The sequence below is a fragment of the Pseudomonas gingeri genome (genome assembly GCF_013385425.1).
Taxonomy (GTDB): Bacteria; Pseudomonadota; Gammaproteobacteria; order Pseudomonadales; family Pseudomonadaceae; genus Aquipseudomonas; species Aquipseudomonas gingeri_D.
The window spans coordinates 60,324-79,560 of record NZ_JACAQA010000005.1 but is presented as its reverse complement, the minus strand read 5'-3'; the positions used below and the strand labels follow the sequence as shown (position 1 = coordinate 79,560).

Genomic DNA, 19,237 nt, shown 5'->3' with positions numbered 1-19,237 from the left:
ACCTTCAGGGATACCGTTTTAATGCGCTGGTTGTTAGTAGTCTTCTGCCTGTCGTTCGCCGCTCTGTCCCAGGCCTCCGCCGCCGACCCGCTGGCCGGCAAAATCATCGAGAAAGTCCTGATCCTCAAGTCCGCCCATCAGTTGCAACTGATCAGTGATGGCAAACCCCTGAAGACCTACCGTATTTCCCTGGGTCGAAATCCCAAGGGCCAGAAACTCATCGCCGGCGACCGGCGCACGCCCGAGGGCTTCTATTGGGTGGACTGGCGCAAGACCAGCGACAAATACAATCTGTCGATGCACCTGTCCTACCCCAATATCAGCGACTCGGTCCGCGCCCGCCGCGAAGGCGTGGACCCCGGCGACATGATCATGATCCACGGCACCCCGGATTCCGAGGACTACCCGGAACAGCTGTTCCACACCCTGGACTGGACCGACGGCTGCGTAGCCATGCGTAACGTCGATATGCGCGAGGTCTGGAACCTGGTCAAGGACGGCACCCTGGTGGAAATCCGTCCCTGAGCCGAACCACCCTGATACCACTGATTTATCCGACGCCCGTCATGCCTCCCATGACGGGCGTTTTTATTGCACTCGCACGAAACCACTGGCATTGACATGGTATTCAAGTGGTATTACTTTCATCACCACTGTCCGAGTGCAAAATTTCCAACAAGCGCACAGGAAAAATCTTACATGAACGACATCCTCGCCCTGCGACCCGACGAGTCCCAGCCGACGCCGCTCTACCTGCAACTGGCGCGCAACCTGGAAGCGGCGATCCATGCCGGCCAGTGGAAAGCCGAACAGGCATTGCCCTCGGAGCGCAACCTGAGCGAGCTGTTGAGCATTTCTCGGGTCACCGCGCGCAAGGCCCTGGAGGTCCTCCTGGAACAAGGGCTGATCCGCCGCAGCCAGGGCTCCGGGACCTTTATCACCCCACGCCTGGAACAACCCCTTTCCCGCCTGTCGAGTTTCAGCGAACGGCTGCGGGCCAAGGGTTTTGTCCCCGGCTCGCGCTGGCTGGAACGCGAGATCGCCCTGCCGAGCCATGAGGAACTGATCCGCCTGGCCCTGTCGCCACGGGACCAGGTCACCCGGCTCAAGCGCCTGCGCACCGCCGACGATACCGTCATGGCCATCGAGATGAGCACCCTGCCCGCCGCCCTGCTGCCCGACCCCGAGGCCGTCGGCGATTCGCTCTACGCCTTCCTCGACAGCATCGGCCGTCCGGTGGTGCGGGCCCTGCAACATATTCGCGCGATCAACGCCTCGACCGAATTCGCCGCGCTGGTGGGCATCGAGCCCGGTACCGCGATGCTGCTGATGACCCGGGTCGGCTACCTCGAGGACAACACCCCCATCGAGCTGACCGACACCTACTGCCGTAACGATTACTACGACTTCGTCGCCGAACTGCGGCGTTAGCCTGTTCAGAGAGCCTGCCATGTCCGAAGACAACATTCTCACCCCGCAAGGCTGGATTCGCGGCCGCCTGCTGCACCAGCACGGCAAGGTCACGCAGATCGAGGGCACGCCCTGCGATCCGAGTGAAAACGACCTGCCGTACCTGCTGCCCGGTTTTATCGATCTGCACGTCCACGGCGGCGGCGGCAAGGACATCATGCAGGGTGGCGACGCCTTCGAGACCATCGCCCGCACCCACCTGCGCTTCGGCACCACCTCGCTGCTGGCCACCACCATGACCGCGCCGCCCGAGGAAATCAGCGCGATCCTCGGCCAACTCGGGGTCTATTGCGAACAGCGCCAGCCCGGTACCGCCCGGGTCCTCGGTGTGCATCTGGAAGGTCCGTTCATCAACCCCGGCAAGCTGGGGGCGCAGCCGAACTTCGCCCATACGGCGGTCAGCGCCGAAATCGAGGACTACCTGCGCCTGGCACCGATCCGGGTGATTACCATCGCCCCGGAAATCGCCGGCCACGCGCCGTTGATCCGCGACCTCAGCTCACGGGGCATCCGCATGCAGATCGGCCATACCCTGGGCAGCTACGAAGAAGGTGTCGCCGCCCTCGAGGCCGGGGCCACCAGCTTCACCCACCTGTATAACGCCATGAGCCCGCTGCATCACCGCGAGCCCGGCATCGTCGGCGCCGCCCTGGCCCACGCCCGCTACGCCGAACTGATCCCGGACCTGCTGCATGTGCACCCCGGGGCCATGCGCGTGGCCCTGCGCTCGATTCCCTGCCTGTATTGCGTCACCGACTCCACGGCGGCGGCCGGCATGCCGGACGGCGAGTACAAGCTGGGCAGCCACACCGTGACCAAATGCCTGGGCGGCGTACGCCTGGCCGATGGCACCCTGGCCGGCAGCACCCTGACCATGGACCAGGCCCTGCGCAACCTGGTGAAGATCGGCCTGCCCCTGGCCGAAGCCTCGCAACGCCTGTCGCAATTCCCCGCCGACTACCTTGGCCTGCCCGAGCGCGGACGCCTGCAAACCGGCAGTTGGGCCGACTGCGTGCGCCTGGACCGTTCACTGACACTGACCTCGATCATGGTCGAAGGAGAAGTCCATGACTTCCAGAATGCTTGAAGAGGCACTGTCGGCCCACGAGGCGGTCAGCCGCCAGTTGCAGCAGCTCGATACCCGGCTGATGGCCCTCGGCACCCGGCTGCGCGAGCAACCGCCACAGGTGGTGATGACCGTCGCCCGTGGCAGCTCCGACCATGCCGCCAGCTACTTCGCCTATATCGCCATGCAGCAGACCGGCGTCCCGGTGGCCTCCCTGCCGATGTCGGTGGTGACCCTGCAACACTCGCCGTTGCAGGTCAGCGGCCAGGCGGTACTGGCCTTTTCCCAGTCCGGCCAGAGCCCTGATCTGGTGGACAGCCTGTGCCTGCTGCGCGAACGCGGTGCCTTGACGGTGGCCCTGGTCAACGCGGCGGACTCGCCGCTGGAAGCCGCCTGCGAATATACGATCCCGCTGCTGGCCGGACCGGAACAAAGCGTGGCCGCGACCAAGAGTTTTATCGCCACCCTCAGCGCCAGTGCGCGGCTGCTCGGCCATTGGCACCAGGACCCGGCCTTGCTCGCCGCCACGGAGGCCCTGCCGGAAGGCCTGCGCCAGGCCGCGACCCGCGACTGGAGCAAGGCCATCGAGACCCTGCGCGATTGCGAACGGTTGATGGTGATCGGCCGTGGCGCCGGTTTCGCCATCGCCCAGGAAGCGGCGCTGAAATTCAAGGAAACCTCGGCGATCCAGGCCGAAGCCTTCAGCAGCGCGGAAGTCCGCCACGGCCCCATGGCCCTGATCGACGCCGGCTACCCGTTGCTGGTCTTCGCCCCACGGGGTGCCGAACAGGCCGGGCTGCTCAAGCTCGCCGCCGAGATGCGCCAGCGCGGGGCCCGGGTGCTGCTGGCCGCGCCGCCGGACGTGGCCGAACGCGACCTGGACCTGTGTTGCGCCGAGCACCCGGCCCTCGACCCGATCCTCGCGATCCAGAGTTTCTACGTGATGGCCGCCCACCTGGCCGTGGCCCGTGGCATGGACCCCGACCAACCGCGCCACCTGAGCAAAGTCACCCGTACCCACTGACGAGTACAGCGCCATGCATAACAAGAACAACATCACCCTCAGCGCCCCGCTGAGCGGCCCCGTGTTCCCGCTTGTCGAGGTCGACGATGCGGTATTCGCCAGCGGCGCCATGGGTCCGGGGCTGGCCATCGACCCGCTCAACGATTGCCTGCATGCGCCCTGTGCCGGCGAGATCATTCATATCGCCCGAACGCGGCACGCCCTGACCCTGCGCGCCGACAACGGCGCCGAACTGCTGCTGCACCTGGGCCTGGACACGGTCGAACTGCAAGGCGAAGGTTTTGCCCTGCTGGTCGAGACCGGCGCCCGGGTGCAGGACGGCCAGGCCTTGCTGCGGATCGACCTGGACCGGGTGGCGCGCCAGTGCAAAAGCCTGGTGAGCCTGGTGGTCCTGACCAACGCCGAACATTACGACCTGGAGCCCGTGGCCCAGGGCCAGGTCAAGGTCGGTGAGCCCTTGCTGCGAATCGTCCCGCGCCAGAACGCCGAACAGCAGGCCCCTACCCCGATGACGGACACCGACGAAGTCCGCGGCAGCGCCCGGGTCGCCCATCACGGCGGCCTGCATGCACGTCCGGCGGCCTTGCTGCGCCAGACCGCGCAGGGCTTCAATTGCAGCGCGCGCCTGCATCTGGGCGATAAATCCGCCGCCCTCGATAGCCTGATCGGCATCATGGGCCTCAGCGTCGGCGAACAGCAGGAAGTGCAGATCAGTTGCCAGGGGCCGGACCGCGAAGCGGCACTGCTGGCCCTGCTGAAGGTGCTGCGCACACCTTTGAACGATGCACACCATTCGGCACCACCACCGCTGCAGACGGCGGCGCCGCAACCGAACGAAGACGGCGTTCTCCAGGGCGTGTGCGCTTCGCCCGGCCTGGTCAGTGGCCCGCTGGTACGCCTGGCCGCCATCAGCCTGGCGCCGGACGCCGGCCAGCACAGCGCCGATGAGCAACTGCAAGCGCTGGACGCCGCCCTGGAAAAGGTCCGCTCGGATATCCACGGCACGCTGTTACAGGCCCGCCAGCGCAAGGCCGTCGAAGAAGAAGCGATCTTCAACGCCCATCTCGCCCTGCTCGAAGACCCCGCGCTACTGGATGCCGCCAGCCATGCCATCGAAGCCGACCAGGCGGCCAGCCACGCCTGGGACCAGTCGATCGAAGCGCAATGCCAGGTCCTGCTCAATCTCGGCAATCCACTGCTGGCCGAGCGCACCAACGACCTGCGCGACCTCCGGCAACAGGTGTTGCGGGCCCTGCTGGGTGAGGCCGCGCACTACGACCTGCCGCCCGGCGCTATCGTCGCCGCGCAGGAACTGACCCCCTCGGACCTGCTGCTGCTCAGCCAGCAACAGGTCGCCGGGCTGTGCATGGCCACCGGCGGTGCGACTTCCCACGTGGCGATCCTCGCCCGGAGCAAAGGCCTGCCTTGCCTGGTCGCGCTAGGGAGCGGGCTGCTGGACATCGCGCCCGGCCAGGGGGTGGTCCTAGACGCCGATCACGGCCGCCTCGAACTGACCCCCGATGCCGCCCGCCGCGAAGGCGTCGCCCTGGCCCACGGGCAGCAGCAACTGCGCCGCCAGCAACAACACTCCCAGGCCCAGTTGCCGGCCGACACCCGCGATGGCCTGCGCATCGAGGTCGCGGCCAATGTCGCCTCGGCCGCCGAAGCCGGTGAGGCCCATTCACACGGTGCCGATGGCGTCGGCCTGTTGCGCACCGAGTTCCTCTTCGTCGACCGCCGCAGCGCGCCGGATCAGGAGGAACAGCGCAGTGCCTACCAGAGCGTGATGGACGCCATGGGCTACCGACCGGTGATCATTCGCACCATCGATGTCGGTGGCGACAAGCAGCTCGACTACCTGCCGCTGCCGATGGAAACCAATCCGGTGCTCGGCCTGCGGGGCATCCGCCTGGGCCAGGCCCAGCCGGAACTGCTCGACCAGCAACTGCGCGCCCTGCTGCAGGTCAGCCCGCTGCAACGCTGCCGGATCCTGTTGCCGATGATCAGCGAAGTCGACGAACTGCTGCAGGTGCGCCAGCGTCTGGATGAGCTGGCCACTGAGATGGGACTCAACCTGCGCCCGGAACTGGGGGTGATGATCGAAGTACCTTCCGCCGCGCTGCTGGCCGAACAACTGGCCGAGCACGCGGACTTCCTGTCCATCGGCACCAACGACCTGTCGCAATACACCCTGGCCATGGACCGCGACCACGCCGGCCTCGCCGCCCGGGTCGACGCCCTGCACCCGGCCCTGCTGCGGCTGATGGCCCAGACCTGCGCCGGGGCCGCCCTGCATCAGCGCTGGGTCGGGGTCTGCGGCGCGCTGGCCTCCGATCCGCTGGCAACCCCGGTGCTGATCGGCCTGGGGGTCACCGAGCTGTCCGTGAGTACCCCGCAAATTGGCGAAATCAAGGCGCGGGTCCGCGACCTGGATGCCGCCGAATGTCGGCGGATCGTGCCGTCGCTGCTGCAACTGGGCAGCGCCGCGAAAGTCCGTGAAGCCTGTCGCCAACACTGGCCCCTGGGCTGATTGATCCAGCGCCTGCATACAACAACAAGAAGGAGACACGTCATGTACCAGTTCTTCATCGAAGGTCTGCAACGCCTGGGACGGGCGTTGATGCTCCCCATCGCCATCCTGCCGATAGCCGGCCTGCTGTTGCGCCTGGGTGATACCGACCTGCTGAACATCGCGATCGTCCACGATGCCGGCAACACCATCTTCGCCAACCTGGCGCTGATCTTCGCCATCGGCATCGCCGTGGGTTTCGCCCGCGACAACAACGGCACCGCCGGGCTGGCCGGGGCCATCGGTTACCTGGTGCTGATCGCCACCCTCAAGGTGCTCGATGCAAGCATCAACATGGGCATGCTCGCCGGGATCATCAGCGGCCTGCTGGGCGGTGCGCTGTACAACCGCTTCAAGGACATCAAGCTGCCGGAGTACCTGGCGTTCTTCGGCGGGCGACGCTTCGTGCCGATTGTCACCGGGTTCTCGGCGGTGGGCCTGGGGGTGGTGTTCGGCTTTATCTGGCCGCCGATCCAGAGCGCCATCAACAGCCTCGGCCTGCTGATGGTCGAGAGCGGCAGCCTCGGCGCCTTTGTCTTCGGCGTCTTCAACCGGCTGCTGATCGTCACCGGCCTGCACCACATCCTCAACAATATGATGTGGTTCGTGTTCGGCAGCTACACCTCGCCCGAGACCGGGCTGGCGGTGACCGGCGACCTGGCGCGTTACTTCGCCGGCGACCCGAAGGCCGGGCAGTTCATGACCGGGATGTTTCCGGTGATGGTCTTCGGCCTGCCGGCCGCCTGCCTGGCGATGTACCGCAATGCCCTGCCGGAACGGCGCAAGCTGATGGGCGGGCTGCTGCTGTCGATGGCCCTGACCTCGTTCCTGACCGGGGTGACCGAGCCGATCGAATTCGCCTTCATGTTCCTTGCGCCGATGCTCTATGTGTTGCACGCCTTGTTGACGGGTCTGTCGATGGCGGTGACCAACGCGCTGAACATCCACCTGGGCTTTACCTTCTCCGGCGGCGCTATCGACATGGCCCTGGGCTGGGGCAAGTCGACCAACGGCTGGCTGGTGTTCCCGGTGGGGTTGGCCTATGCCCTGCTGTACTACTTCGTCTTCGATTTCTGCATCCGTCGTTTCGATTTGAAGACGCCCGGGCGCGAGAATATCGCCACTGCGACCGCCACCCGGATACTCAGCGAAAACCAGCGGGCCGCCGCTTATATCCAGGCCCTGGGCGGGGCGGCCAACCTGCTGACGGTCGGTGCCTGCACCACGCGCCTGCGGGTGGAGTTGCTGGACCGCGACAAAGCCGTGGACGCCGAGCTGAAAAGCCTCGGGGCGATGGCGGTGGTCCGGCCGGGCCATGGCGGCAGCCTGCAAGTGGTGGTCGGGCCGTTGGCGGACAGCATTGCCGATGAGATTCGTTTGGCCTTGCCCGTAACCGGTTCGATCGATATCGCGGTGAGTAAGCCGGTGCGGGCCGAATCGACAGCGATCAGTACGGAACAGCTCCAGCAATGGCTGGACGCGCTAGGCGGAAAAGACAATGTGCTGGCATTGGAATGCGTGGCCCAGACTCGGCTGCGGGTGCAACTTGAGGATGGTCGACGGTTATCGGAGGCGGATCTGAAAACCCTGGGCTGCCAAGGCGTCAGTCAGGTGGAAGGTGGGACCTGGCATGTGCTGGTGGGGAATCCGGCCAGCGGCATCAGTGAAGCACTGGGGGCGCTATTGAATCGCCGGGAAACCTGTGCAGCGCCACTCTAGCTCCGCCGCTTGAGGTAGCGGCACCGCTGCGTTACCTCAAACTGCCTGGCTCCCCATGAATAGCGACTACCCAGCACCGGGAAAAGAAGCGTTACAAGTCTGGGAGCCCGAAGGCAGCTATCGCACCCGTGACAATCTACACTCAACATTCACTCTGCGGATCGAGGCTCCGCTCAGCGCAGCTTTCTCCCGCGAAAGTGATGAAAGGTGTCACGTCGAAGAATGTGTAGTCATGACGTATGTGATTCGGCATGGCTTGACCGTTCTGGATGAGGCACAAAATCATGAAAAAAGATGGCGGTTTTCTTCGGACGACTGCGGTCGCGGCGGTAGTGTTGGCAGGCGCGTGGCTGCCGGGCAATGGCGCATGGGCGGCAGGAACACCCCAGGGCGACGAGGAGCCCTGGTATCAAGCCTGGCTTCAGGTCGCGGCGGATACCAGCGTACCGATCCGCGACACCCTGCCCTCCTTGCACTGGCGGACCGACATGGACACGCTCTATCGGGGCGACACCACGGATCAGGGGCTTGAGGCCTTCCAGGTCGGGCTTCTGCCCAAAGCCGTGAACTTCCCCGAGAACGAGTGGATGTACGACTGGTTCCGCCACGGGGCGGGGGCGGGAAAGTCGGTCTATAGCAGTACCACACGCAGTCAGCGGATCGCCCAGAGCTTCGCCAAGGAGTGGGTGTTCGAGTTCAAGGCCCCCCATGGCATCGACCAGGAGAAATCCGGGGGAGCTATTGTCAGCGAGGAAGAGATCAGCTTCCCGGGCGGGGTCAAGGGGCGCTTTATCAAGCAGGCGTGCAAGAAGAACGACGCGGCTGATTGCGTCACGAACCCGGCCTACCGCGAACCCACCGGCCAGGAGAGCCGATTGGAGGTCGCGGCGACGTCCATCGACTGGAGCCAGCTGACACCTCCAGAAGGTCTGGCCTGGGTAACGAGCAATCAAACCCTCTGGGCGGTCGGCTCCTCGGTCATCAACCCCGTACAAGGGGCGGAGGCGCTTGCCCATGGGTTGCGGGCCTGGAACTCGCAGGCACCGAATTTGCGATTGGGCAGCAACCCGGAGTCGCCGGTCTTCACCAACTCGATCGTTGTGGCGTTTCGCGACTATACCGCGGCCAGGAACTGGGCGGTCGCGGATGCGCAGAACGGCGGCTGGGTCTATGAAGTCAAGCCCAACAGCGTGGCGGTGGACCTTTCAGGGCCTAGTACTGGAGGGCGTGAAGGCGCCGTCGCGTTCATCGGCGGTATCAAGAGTGAGTTACTGCTAGGCGCGTGCCGATTCGAGAAAGGTGCGAGTCTGCCGGCCGAGTGCGTCGGCGAGAGAAAGATGCCTCCAGTGCAAAACTAGAAGGGTTTTCCAACTCATGGAAGCTGCGGCAATCCGCTGGAAACGGCCAATGCCCAGACAAGCAAAACCCGCCGAGGTGGCGGGTTTTGTGAAAGCGCTGAAACGGTCAGAAATCCGCTAATCGCCAGACTTCATAAGCCGGCGTTTCGTAGGGATGGCTCTGCTTCAGAGCCAGCACCACCGCCTCGATCAGGGCGTCCGCCACCACCAGCTCAACCTTCCACTCCTCCACCTGCTCGACCACACCAGTCTGCCCGAGAAACGGCTGGCTGCCGTCCAACGGGCGAAACTGGCCCTGGCCCAGCACCTGCCATGCACACTGGTCGTAAGCACCGATCCGCCCGCCTCCGGCGGCGAATACGGCACTCTTGACCTGTTCCACATGGCTCGGCGGCACGAAAAAGCTGAGTTTGTACATCGTGGCTTAGTTAACCCAGACGCGGGCGTTGCGGAACATACGCATCCACGGCGCGTCTTCGTTCCAGTCTTCCGAGCGCCAGGAGTTCTGCACGGCACGGAATACCCGCTCAGGGTGCGGCATCATGATGGTGACGCGACCGTCGCGGCTGGTCAGCCCGGTGATCCCGCGCGGCGAGCCGTTCGGGTTGGCCGGGTAGGTCTGGGTGACCTTGCCGTTGTTGTCGACGAAACGCATGGCCACGCAACCCGACAGGTCGGCTTGCAGCAAGGCTTCCTCGCTTTCGAACTCGGCATGGCCTTCGCCGTGGGCGATAGCAATCGGCATACGCGAGCCCGCCATGCCCTGCAGGAAGATCGAGTTCGACTCCTGGACCTGGACCATCGCCACCCGCGCTTCGAACTGCTCGGAGCGGTTACGGACGAAGTGCGGCCAGAATTCGCTACCCGGAATCAGCTCGTGCAGGTTGGACATCATCTGGCAACCGTTGCACACGCCCAGGGTGAAGCTGTCGGTGCGCTCGAAGAAGCCCTGGAAGGCATCGCGGGCACGGGCGTTGAACAGCGCCGACTTGGCCCAGCCTTCACCGGCGCCGAGTACGTCGCCGTAGGAGAAGCCGCCGCAGGCGACCAGGCCCTTGAACTCATTCAGGTCAACGCGACCGGCGAGGATATCGCTCATGTGCACGTCGATGGCGTTGAAACCGGCACGGTCGAACGCCGCGGCCATTTCCACCTGGCCGTTGACGCCCTGCTCACGCAGCACGGCGACCTGTGGGCGAATGCCCTTCTTGATGTACGGCGCGGCGATGTCCTGGTTCACATCGAAGCTGGTCTTGTAGCTCAGGCCCGGGTTGCCTTCGTCGAGCAGGACATCGAATTCCTGGTCGGCGCATTCGGCATTGTCCCGCAGGCGCTGGATGCGATAGCTGGTTTCCGCCCACTGGCGCTGCAACAGGCGACGCTCGCCGGTGAAGACCGTCTCGCCGTCGAAGGTGATGCTGACTTCGCCGTTGTTCAACGGCTGGCCGATCACCGACACGCAGTCGCCCAGGCCGGCGGCACTGAATTGCGCCAGCACGTCCGGGGTGGAGTCCTGGCGAACCTGGATCACCGCACCGAGTTCTTCGTTGAACAGGATGGCCGCGAGGTCGGCGGAAGTTTCCGCCAGGCCGTCGAGGTTCAGGTGCAGGCCGCAGTGACCGGCAAAGGCCATTTCCAGCACGGAGGTCAGCAGGCCGCCGTCGGAACGGTCGTGGTAAGCCAGCAGATGACCGTCAGCGTTGAGGCCCTGGATCACCGCGAAGAAGGCCTTCAGGTCTTCGGCGTCGTCGACGTCCGGAGCCTGCTTGCCGAGCTTGCCGTAGACCTGGGCGAGGATCGAGGCCCCCATGCGGTTCTGGCCACGGCCGAGGTCGACCAGGATCAGGTCGGTGGTGCCCTTGTCCATGCGCAGTTGCGGGGTCAGGGTCTGGCGGATATCGGTGACCGGGGCGAAACCGGTCACGATCAGCGACAGCGGCGAGGTCACGCTCTTGTCGGTGCCTTCGTCGCTCCAGCGGGTGGCCATGGACATGGAGTCCTTGCCCACCGGAATGGTCAGACCCAATTCAGGGCAGAGTTCCATGCCGACCGCCTTGACGGTGTCGTACAGACGGGCGTCTTCACCCGGATGGCCTGCAGCCGACATCCAGTTGGCCGACAGCTTGATATCGGACAGCTTGCCGATCCGCGAAGCGGCGATGTTGGTCAGGGTTTCGCCGATCGCCATGCGCCCGGAAGCCGGGGCGTTCAGCAGGGCCAGCGGCGTACGCTCGCCCATGGCCATGGCTTCACCGGTGTAGACGTCGAAGCTGGTGGCGGTCACGGCGACGTCTGCCACCGGGACCTGCCACGGGCCGACCATCTGGTCGCGGGAGACCAGGCCGGTAATGGTGCGGTCGCCGATGGTGATCAGGAAGCTCTTGCTCGCCACGGCCGGATGATGCAGGACGCGCTCGACGCACTCGGCCAGGGCCAGGGTGCTCGGATCGAAATCGTCGCCCAGTTCGCTTTCGCGAACCGCCGAACGGTGCATGCGCGGGGCCTTGCCCAGCAGCACTTCCAGCGGCATGTCCACCGGGCTGTTGCCGAAGTGGCTGTCGGTGACGGTCAGTTGCGGCTCGGCAGTGGCCTCGCCGACCACGGCGAACGGGCAACGCTCACGCTCGCAGATGGCCTTGAAGCGTTCGAAATCCGCCGCGCCGACCGCCAGGACATAACGCTCCTGGGATTCGTTCGACCAGATTTCATGCGGGGCCATGCCCGGCTCGTCATTGGGGATATTGCGCAGTTCGAAACGACCGCCGCGGTCGCCGTCGTTGACCAGTTCCGGGAAGGCGTTGGACAGACCGCCGGCACCCACGTCGTGGATAAAGCTGATGGGGTTCTTGTCGCCCAGTTGCCAGCAACGGTCGATGACCTCCTGGCAACGGCGTTCCATTTCCGGGTTTTCGCGCTGTACCGAAGCGAAATCCAGGTCCGCCGAGCTGGTGCCGGTGGCCATCGAGGAAGCCGCACCGCCCCCCAGGCCGATCAGCATCGCCGGGCCGCCGAGGACGATCAGCTTGGAGCCGACGACGATTTCGCCTTTCTGTACGTGCTCGGCGCGGATGTTGCCCATACCGCCGGCCAGCATGATCGGCTTGTGGTAACCGCGCACTTCGTCGCCACGCGGGGTGATGATCGATTGCTCGAAGGTCCGGAAGTAGCCGGTCAGGGCCGGACGACCGAATTCGTTGTTGAACGCGGCGCCACCCAGTGGGCCTTCGATCATGATGTCCAGCGCGGTGACAATGCGCTCAGGCTTGCCGTACGGCACTTCCCACGGCTGTTCGAAGCCCGGGATCTGCAGGTTGGACACGGTGAAACCGGTGAGACCGGCTTTCGGCTTGGCGCCGCGACCGGTAGCACCCTCATCGCGGATCTCGCCGCCGGAACCGGTGGCCGCGCCCGGGAACGGGGCAATCGCGGTCGGGTGGTTGTGGGTCTCGACCTTCATCAGGATGTGCACCGGCTCCTGCACCGCGCCGTACTGGCGGGTTTCAGGGTCCGGGAAGAAACGTCCGGCCACGCTGCCGACGATCACCGAGGCGTTGTCCTTGTAAGCCGACAGAACGCCTTCGCTGTGCATCTGGTAGGTGTTCTTGATCATGCCGAACAGGCTTTTTTCCTGGCTCTGGCCGTCGATATCCCAACTGGCGTTGAAGATCTTGTGCCGGCAGTGCTCGGAGTTCGCCTGGGCGAACATCATCAGTTCGATGTCGTGGGGATTGCGCTTTAGACCGGTGAACGCGTTCACCAGGTAGTCGATCTCGTCTTCGGCCAGGGCCAGGCCCAGTTCGACGTTGGCTTTTTCCAGCGCGGCGCGACCGCCGCCCAGCAGGTCGATGGCCGTCAGCGGCTTCGGCTCGGCATGGCTGAACAGACCCGCGGCCTCTTCCAGCTTGCCCAGCACGATCTGGGTCATGCGGTCATGCAGGACCGCGGCGATCAGCTCGGCTTCGGCTTCGCTGAACTGGCCGGCCACGTAGAAGGCAATACCGCGCTCCAGGCGCTGGACGTTCCCCAGGCCGCAGTTGCGGGCAATGTCGCTGGCCTTGCTCGACCAGGGCGAAATGGTGCCGAAACGCGGCAACACCAGAAACAGACGACCGGTCGGCTCCTGGACCGGCACGCTCGGGCCGTATTTCAGCAGGCGGGCCAGCACTTGCTGTTCGTCGCCAGTCAGCACGCCAGTCACTTCGGCGAAATGGGCGAACTCGGCATACAAACCACTGACAGCTGGAACTTTTTGGCTCAGTTGTTCAAGCAGTTTGCTGTGGCGAAAGGCGGAAAGGGCAGGAGCGCCGCGCAGGATCAACATCTTCGGGACAGCCTCGGGAAGGGGTGTGCTTTGAGGCCGTGCATTCTAGCCTAAACCGCCCGCGACGGCACCCGAAACGGCACGCTTGCCTCACAGCACATGCCCCTCGAGGTCTAATAACCCATTCCTACAGATCATTAGCATTATTCATCGCCACTTTTTTATAAAGTTCATACGCTCTCAAAAGCCCATTCCTACAGCCTCCAGCCATTCCCGGGGATCGCTAGCAGACCGGCGCGATTCTGTCGAGATATGGCGGCCGGGGTCCTTTGCGTATACTGCGCAGATGTTCTCCCCAACTGCTTTCCGCCCGCGCTGTGCCAGGTGGCTCATCGCAACCGGACTCTTCCTGATGCTCGGCGCCTGTGTTGATAAACCCAGCACACTTGAGCGCGTAAAGGAGGACGGCGTACTGCGGGTGATTACCCGCAACAGTCCGGCCACCTATTTCCAGGATCGCAACGGCGAAACCGGCTTCGAGTACGAGCTGGTCAAGCGCTTTGCCGATGACCTGGGGGTCAAGCTCGAGATCGAAACCGCGGACAACCTCGACGATCTGTTCAATCAGCTGGGCAAACCCAACGGTCCGGTGCTGGCGGCCGCCGGCCTGGTGAGCAGCGACCAGCGCAAGCTGCAGGCGCGCTTTTCCCATCCGTACCTGGAAGTCACCCCGCAGATCGTCTATCGCAATGGCCAGTCCCGCCCCACCACACCGGCCGACCTGGTGGGCAAACGCATCACGGTGCTCAAGGGCAGCAGCCATGCCGAACAACTCGCCGAGCTGAAAAAGCAGAATCCTGCGATTGAATACGAAGAGTCCGACGCGGTTGAAGTGGTCGACCTGCTGCGCATGGTCGACGAAGGTCAGATCGACCTGACCCTGGTGGATTCCAACGAAGTGGCGATGAACCAGGTTTACTTCCCCAACGTGCGGGTCGCGTTTGACCTCGGCGATGCCCGCAGCCAGCGCTGGGCGGTGGCCCCTGGCGAAGACAACAGCCTGCTCAACGAGATCAACGCCTACCTCGACAAAGTGCAGCAGAACGGCACTCTGCAACGCCTGAAAGATCGCTATTACGGGCATGTCGATGTACTGGGTTACGTCGGCGCCTATACCTTTGCCCAGCACCTGCAGCAGCGGCTGCCCAAGTACGAGAAACATTTCCGCGCGTCGGCCAAGGAAGAAAAAGTCGACTGGCGGTTGTTGGCGGCCATCGGTTATCAGGAATCGCTGTGGCAGCCGGGGGTCACCTCCAAGACCGGCGTGCGCGGCCTGATGATGCTGACCCAGAGCACGGCCCAGGCCATGGGCGTGTCCAATCGTCTGGATGCGCGACAGAGCATCAGTGGCGGGGCCAAGTACCTGGTGTATATGAAGGATCAGTTGGACGAGCAGATCGAAGAGCCGGACCGCACCTGGTTTGCCCTGGCGGCGTATAACGTCGGCAGCGGTCATCTGGACGATGCGCGCAAGCTCGCCGAGAAGGAAGGCCTGAACCCGAACAAGTGGCTGGACGTGAAGAAGATGCTGCCGCGCCTGGCGCAGAAGCAGTGGTACAGCAAGACCCGCTACGGTTATGCGCGGGGCGGCGAGCCGGTGCATTTCGTCGCCAACATCCGCCGTTACTACGACATCCTGACCTGGGTAACCCAGCCGCAGCTGGAAGGCAGCCAGGTGGTGGACAGCAACCTGCATGTGCCGGGCGTGGACAAGACCAAGCCGACCGAGCAGCCGTCACAGCTCTAGCCAGCTGCCAGCCTGTGCTATTTGTAGCGCGCTCACGGGCCTCTTCGCGGGCAAGCTCCGCTCCCACAGTTTGACCGCGTCCCCCTGTGGGAGCGGAGCTTGCCCGCGAAGAGGCCGGAACAGGCGCAACAAAACTCCAGGTTGCGCCGCGATATGAAGTGCCCAGCCCTCAAGCCTTGGGCGCAGCCGCCAGAATCAGCTCTTTCATCTCCACCACCGCTGCCTTGAATCCGACGAACAGCGCATGGGCCACCAGCGCATGGCCGATGTTCAGCTCATTGATCCCCGGAATCGCCGCCACCGCCTCGACGTTGTGGTAATGCAGGCCATGCCCGGCATTGACGATCAGGCCCTGGGCCACGCCAAACGCCACGCCATCGGCAATCCGCTTCAGCTCTTCGGCAACTTCGGCCGGCGTATGGGCATCGGCATAACGTCCTGTGTGCAACTCGATGGCCGGTGCCCCGACACGCTTGGCCGCGGCAATCTGACGCTCGTCGGCATCGATGAACAGCGATACTTCGCTGCCGATCTTGCCCAGGCGCTCCACCGCCGCCCTGATCCGCTCCTCCTGCCCCGCCACGTCCAGGCCACCTTCGGTGGTCAGCTCCTGACGGGTTTCCGGCACGAGGCAAATATGTGCCGGCCGAATGCGCTCGGCAAACGCCATCATCTCTTCGGTCACGCCCATCTCGAAGTTCATCCGCGTCTGCAACACATCCTTGAGCAGCAGCACATCGCGCTCCTGGATGTGCCGGCGGTCTTCACGCAGGTGCACGGTGATGCCGTCGGCGCCCGCCTCTTCGGCATCCAGCGCAGCCTTGACCGGATCAGGATAACGCGTGCCCCGGGCCTGACGCAGGGTGGCGACGTGGTCGATGTTCACGCCGAGAAGGATACGAGTGCTGGTGCTCACGGAAAGACTCCTGAAGAGTGGAAGATTCGGTGCACAGCATACACGTCAGTCGTGGCCTGTACGGCCAGTTCTGTGTGTCGAGTGTGGATGCCGAGGGTTCACCGGGGATCACTGAAGCCGCCAACCAAACCTCGGCCCTGTCGCCAATGAGCCCGCCCTCAGGGCTTGCGAAACAACTCGCGACTGACCAGCGGCTTGCCGCCCAGGTGCACCGCCAGGGCCTGGCGCATCAGGCGCTTGGCCGCCGACAAGGCGCCCACCGCCGTCCAGTCGGCCTCGGCCATGGCCAGCAACTCGGTGCCCTGGAACAGGCCCGGTTGCAACAGGTAGACCCGCTCCAGGCCGGCATCGACCTGCAGGCGGTACAAGCCGTCCGCGGCCAGCGGTTCGCCGTGAATATCCTGGTCCAGGGAAAAACCATAACCGAGGTCGTCCAGCAGCCGCCATTCAAAGGAGCGCAACAGCGGTTCGAGGGGTCGGCCTTCGGCCAGGGCGAGCAAGGTCGCGGCGTAGTGATCGAAGACCGCGGGGTGCGGGTCTTCGGCGGGAAGCAGGCGGATCAACAGCTCGTTGAGGTAGAGACCGCTGAACAGGGCCTCGCCAACCAGCCAGGTGGCGACACCGGCGCTTTCCATCCGACCGACGTTCTTCAGTTCGCCGCGACCGCGAAATTCCACTTCGAGGGGCACGAAGGGCCGCGCCAGGGTCCCGGCCTTGCCCCGCGCACTGCGCAGCACGGCACGCAGCCGACCTTGCGGGGTGATGAAGTCCACCAAGGCGCTGTTTTCGCGATAGGCACGGGAGTGCAGGACGTAGGCCGGTTGGCCGGGAGGCGGGTTAGCGGACATGAAGCCGAGACTCAAAAGAGGAATTTACCGAAACCCTGTAGGAGCAGGGCTTGCCCGCGAAGAGGCCCTCAAGACCTCTGAAAGCTTTGTTGGTATACCGCTGTTCAGATACGACTGACTGGTATTCGGGATCATTCGCGAAACTTCTGGCGTCCTCAAGGGCCTCTTCGCGGGCAAGCCCTGCTCCTACAGGGATCGCGTTCCGCCAGGGAGCGCTCGAACAACCCGGTTACAGGTCGCCGTAACCCAACGAACGCAGTGCACGCTCGTCATCGGACCAACCGCCCTTCACCTTGACCCACAGGTTGAGCATGATCTTCGAATCGAACAGCAGCTCCATATCCTTGCGCGCCTCGGTGCCGATGCGCTTGATGCGCTCGCCCTTGTCGCCAATGATGATCTTCTTCTGGCCGTCACGTTCGACGAGGATCAGCGCATGGATATGCAGGGTCTTGCCCTGCTGCTTGAATTCTTCGATTTCCACGGTGATCTGGTAAGGCAGCTCGGCGCCCATCTGCCGCATGATTTTCTCACGCACCAGTTCCGCCGCCAGGAAACGGCTGCTGCGGTCGGTGATCTGGTCTTCCGGGAAAAAGTGCTCGTTTTCCGGCAGGTGCGTGGCGATCAGGCTTTCCAGGTGCTCGAGGTTGTGTCCGTGCTGCGCCGAGATCGGCACGATCTGCGCCTTGGGCAACTGTTCCTGCAACCAGGTCAGGTGCGGCATCAGCTCGGCCTTGTCTTCGATCCGGTCGGTCTTGTTCAAGGCCACGATCACCGGGCCTTCGACGTACTGGATGCGTTCCAGGACCATCTGGTCCTCGTCGGTCCAGCGGGTCCGGTCAACCACGAAGATCACCACGTCGACGTCTTTCAACGCCGCCGAAGCGGTCTTGTTCATGTAGCGGTTCAGGGCCTTTTCGCCGCCCTTGTGCATACCGGGGGTATCCACGTAGACCGCCTGCACGGTGCCTTCGGTCTTGATCCCGAGCATGTTGTGACGAGTGGTCTGGGGCTTGCGCGAGGTGATCGCCAGTTTCTGCCCGAGGATATGGTTCAGCAGCGTGGACTTGCCCACGTTCGGCCGGCCGACGATGGCGACGTAGCCGCAGCGTGTTGCCGTTGAATCAGTCATTACCATTCTCCACGCCCAGGGCAATCAGTGCCGATGCCGCCGCTACCTGTTCGGCAATACGACGGCTCACGCCCTGTCCTCGGCTTTTTTCATTCAATAGGGTGATCTCGCACTCGACGAAGAACGTCCGGCAATGCGGTTCACCCTGGATATCCACCACTTCGTAACGCGGCAGGTCGCAGGCCCGGGACTGGAGAAACTCCTGCAGCCGGGTCTTGGGGTCCTTGTTGGTGTCCACCAGCGTCAGGCTGTCGAACTCCGAGGTCAGCCAGGCCAACACCCGGTCCCGTGCCGCTTCCATGCCGGCATCCAGGTAAATGGCGCCGATCAGGGCCTCCAGGGCGTCGGCGAGAATCGACTCACGGCGGAAACCACCGCTTTTCAATTCGCCGGAACCCAGGCGCAGGTACTCGCCCAACTCGAAACCACGAGCCAGTACCGCCAGTGTTTCACCTTTCACCAGGCGCGCGCGCAAACGCGACAACTGGCCTTCGCGAGCCTGGGGGAAACGCTCGAACAACGCCTCGCCGGCCACGAAATTGAGAATGGCATCACCGAGGAATTCCAGGCGCTCGTTGTTGCGCCCGGCAAAACTGCGGTGAGTCAGGGCCAGGAGCATCAGCTCCTGATCCTTGAAGGTATAGCCGAGCTGGCGCTCGAGACGACTTAAAGACACGCTCACGGTTTGGCCACGCTGAATTCGTGGTCGAACTTGACCACCAGATCGATGTTCTGAATCAGCGGATCGCGCTGCTCATATTTCAAGTGCGCGAGGAACTTGTTGTTCTCCAACGTCACGCTTAACACCTTGTTCAAATCCAAATCCTGAATACTGTTGACCTGCATGCCGCGGGTAACGTGGGTATAGAAGTCGTTGACGGTGGTGATATCCGCCGCCTTGTCGGTTTCCACCGACATGATGATTCTCTTCATCGACATATAGTCGAGGTAATGCGGGACCACCTTCAGCGCCACACTGGCGGCAAAGGCCACCAACGCCAGGGTCAGCAACCAGCCAAAAAACGACAGGCCTTTTTGCGAGCGAGCAGAGGTCATCTTCATGGTAC

The 19,237-nt window shown here is 63.9% G+C and carries 15 protein-coding genes; 8 read left to right on the top strand and 7 right to left on the bottom strand.

What is annotated here, in order from left to right:
* The first annotated feature begins 21 nt into the window (after positions 1-21).
* The 7 genes from HX830_RS08055 (at position 22) to HX830_RS08025 (ending at position 9,206) form a co-directional block, all read left to right on the top strand.
* Positions 22-525 (top strand): L,D-transpeptidase family protein, encoded by a 504-nt coding sequence (locus HX830_RS08055; protein WP_177099706.1) that lies wholly within the window; start codon positions 22-24, stop codon positions 523-525.
* Between the two features lie 174 nt (positions 526-699).
* Positions 700-1,431 (top strand): GntR family transcriptional regulator, encoded by a 732-nt coding sequence (locus HX830_RS08050; protein ID WP_152740173.1) that lies wholly within the window; start codon positions 700-702, stop codon positions 1,429-1,431.
* A gap of 19 nt (positions 1,432-1,450) precedes the next feature.
* Complete coding sequence (gene nagA / locus HX830_RS08045; protein WP_103497023.1) at positions 1,451-2,557, top strand: N-acetylglucosamine-6-phosphate deacetylase; 1,107 nt, start codon at positions 1,451-1,453, stop codon at positions 2,555-2,557.
* Positions 2,538-3,560, top strand: a complete 1,023-nt coding sequence (locus HX830_RS08040; protein WP_152740172.1) for an SIS domain-containing protein — start codon at positions 2,538-2,540, stop codon at positions 3,558-3,560. Before nagA ends, HX830_RS08040 begins: the two co-directional genes overlap by 20 nt.
* Positions 3,561-3,573: 13 nt before the next feature.
* A complete protein-coding gene (ptsP, locus tag HX830_RS08035) occupies positions 3,574-6,090 on the top strand; it encodes a phosphoenolpyruvate--protein phosphotransferase (protein WP_177099704.1) in 2,517 nt (838 codons plus the stop codon).
* Positions 6,091-6,132: 42 nt separating this feature from the next.
* Positions 6,133-7,848 carry an N-acetylglucosamine-specific PTS transporter subunit IIBC gene (gene nagE, locus HX830_RS08030; RefSeq protein ID WP_177099702.1) on the top strand — a complete coding sequence of 572 codons (1,716 nt, stop codon included), beginning with the start codon at positions 6,133-6,135 and terminating at the stop codon, positions 7,846-7,848.
* A 284-nt stretch (positions 7,849-8,132) separates the two neighbouring features.
* Entirely contained in the window at positions 8,133-9,206 is a 1,074-nt protein-coding gene (locus HX830_RS08025) for a scabin-related ADP-ribosyltransferase (RefSeq protein WP_177099700.1), read from the top strand.
* 106 nt (positions 9,207-9,312) lie between these two features.
* Here HX830_RS08025 and HX830_RS08020 read toward each other — a convergent pair whose 3' ends face one another.
* Both HX830_RS08020 and purL read right to left on the bottom strand, forming a co-directional pair.
* Positions 9,313-9,624: a Nif3-like dinuclear metal center hexameric protein gene (locus tag HX830_RS08020; RefSeq protein WP_100944717.1), complete on the bottom strand. Its 312-nt coding sequence runs from the start codon at positions 9,622-9,624 to the stop codon at positions 9,313-9,315.
* 6 nt (positions 9,625-9,630) lie between these two features.
* The gene (gene purL, locus HX830_RS08015) at positions 9,631-13,527 is read right to left on the bottom strand and encodes a phosphoribosylformylglycinamidine synthase (RefSeq protein WP_177099698.1); all 3,897 of its coding nucleotides are present in this window, start codon (positions 13,525-13,527) and stop codon (positions 9,631-9,633) included.
* Positions 13,528-13,813: 286 nt separating this feature from the next.
* On the opposite strand from purL, the gene mltF reads away from it, so the two are divergent.
* Positions 13,814-15,274 (top strand): membrane-bound lytic murein transglycosylase MltF, encoded by a 1,461-nt coding sequence (gene mltF / locus HX830_RS08010; RefSeq protein ID WP_177099696.1) that lies wholly within the window; start codon positions 13,814-13,816, stop codon positions 15,272-15,274.
* 169 nt (positions 15,275-15,443) lie between these two features.
* Here the strand turns inward: mltF and pdxJ are convergent, their stop codons facing one another.
* The 5 genes from pdxJ to HX830_RS07985 form a co-directional block, all read right to left on the bottom strand.
* A complete protein-coding gene (pdxJ, locus tag HX830_RS08005; protein ID WP_177099694.1) occupies positions 15,444-16,190 on the bottom strand; it encodes a pyridoxine 5'-phosphate synthase in 747 nt (248 codons plus the stop codon).
* 158 nt (positions 16,191-16,348) lie between these two features.
* Positions 16,349-17,038 (bottom strand): DNA repair protein RecO, encoded by a 690-nt coding sequence (gene recO, locus HX830_RS08000; protein WP_103497031.1) that lies wholly within the window; start codon positions 17,036-17,038, stop codon positions 16,349-16,351.
* Between the two features lie 229 nt (positions 17,039-17,267).
* Complete coding sequence (era, locus tag HX830_RS07995) at positions 17,268-18,170, bottom strand: GTPase Era (RefSeq protein WP_103497032.1); 903 nt, start codon at positions 18,168-18,170, stop codon at positions 17,268-17,270.
* Entirely contained in the window at positions 18,163-18,852 is a 690-nt protein-coding gene (rnc, locus tag HX830_RS07990) for a ribonuclease III (RefSeq protein ID WP_103497033.1), read from the bottom strand. The genes era and rnc overlap by 8 nt, the downstream gene beginning before the upstream one ends.
* A complete protein-coding gene (locus HX830_RS07985) occupies positions 18,849-19,226 on the bottom strand; it encodes a DUF4845 domain-containing protein (RefSeq protein WP_103497046.1) in 378 nt (125 codons plus the stop codon). The genes rnc and HX830_RS07985 overlap by 4 nt, the downstream gene beginning before the upstream one ends.
* Between the last annotated feature and the right edge of the window lie 11 nt (positions 19,227-19,237).

What these genes read in the sequence shown, in the direction of transcription:
- era (WP_103497032.1), bottom strand. Translation starts at nt 18,170, where the DNA reads ATGACTGATTCAACGGCAACACGCTGCGGCTACGTCGCCATCGTCGGC.
- nagE (WP_177099702.1), top strand. Translation starts at nt 6,133, where the DNA reads ATGTACCAGTTCTTCATCGAAGGTCTGCAACGCCTGGGACGGGCGTTG.
- HX830_RS08020 (WP_100944717.1), bottom strand. Translation starts at nt 9,624, where the DNA reads ATGTACAAACTCAGCTTTTTCGTGCCGCCGAGCCATGTGGAACAGGTC.
- mltF (WP_177099696.1), top strand. Translation starts at nt 13,814, where the DNA reads ATGTTCTCCCCAACTGCTTTCCGCCCGCGCTGTGCCAGGTGGCTCATC.
- ptsP (WP_177099704.1), top strand. Translation starts at nt 3,574, where the DNA reads ATGCATAACAAGAACAACATCACCCTCAGCGCCCCGCTGAGCGGCCCC.
- HX830_RS08050 (WP_152740173.1), top strand. Translation starts at nt 700, where the DNA reads ATGAACGACATCCTCGCCCTGCGACCCGACGAGTCCCAGCCGACGCCG.
- purL (WP_177099698.1), bottom strand. Translation starts at nt 13,527, where the DNA reads ATGTTGATCCTGCGCGGCGCTCCTGCCCTTTCCGCCTTTCGCCACAGC.
- HX830_RS08055 (WP_177099706.1), top strand. Translation starts at nt 22, where the DNA reads ATGCGCTGGTTGTTAGTAGTCTTCTGCCTGTCGTTCGCCGCTCTGTCC.
- recO (WP_103497031.1), bottom strand. Translation starts at nt 17,038, where the DNA reads ATGTCCGCTAACCCGCCTCCCGGCCAACCGGCCTACGTCCTGCACTCC.
- HX830_RS08025 (WP_177099700.1), top strand. Translation starts at nt 8,133, where the DNA reads ATGAAAAAAGATGGCGGTTTTCTTCGGACGACTGCGGTCGCGGCGGTA.
- HX830_RS08040 (WP_152740172.1), top strand. Translation starts at nt 2,538, where the DNA reads ATGACTTCCAGAATGCTTGAAGAGGCACTGTCGGCCCACGAGGCGGTC.
- nagA (WP_103497023.1), top strand. Translation starts at nt 1,451, where the DNA reads ATGTCCGAAGACAACATTCTCACCCCGCAAGGCTGGATTCGCGGCCGC.
- HX830_RS07985 (WP_103497046.1), bottom strand. Translation starts at nt 19,226, where the DNA reads ATGACCTCTGCTCGCTCGCAAAAAGGCCTGTCGTTTTTTGGCTGGTTG.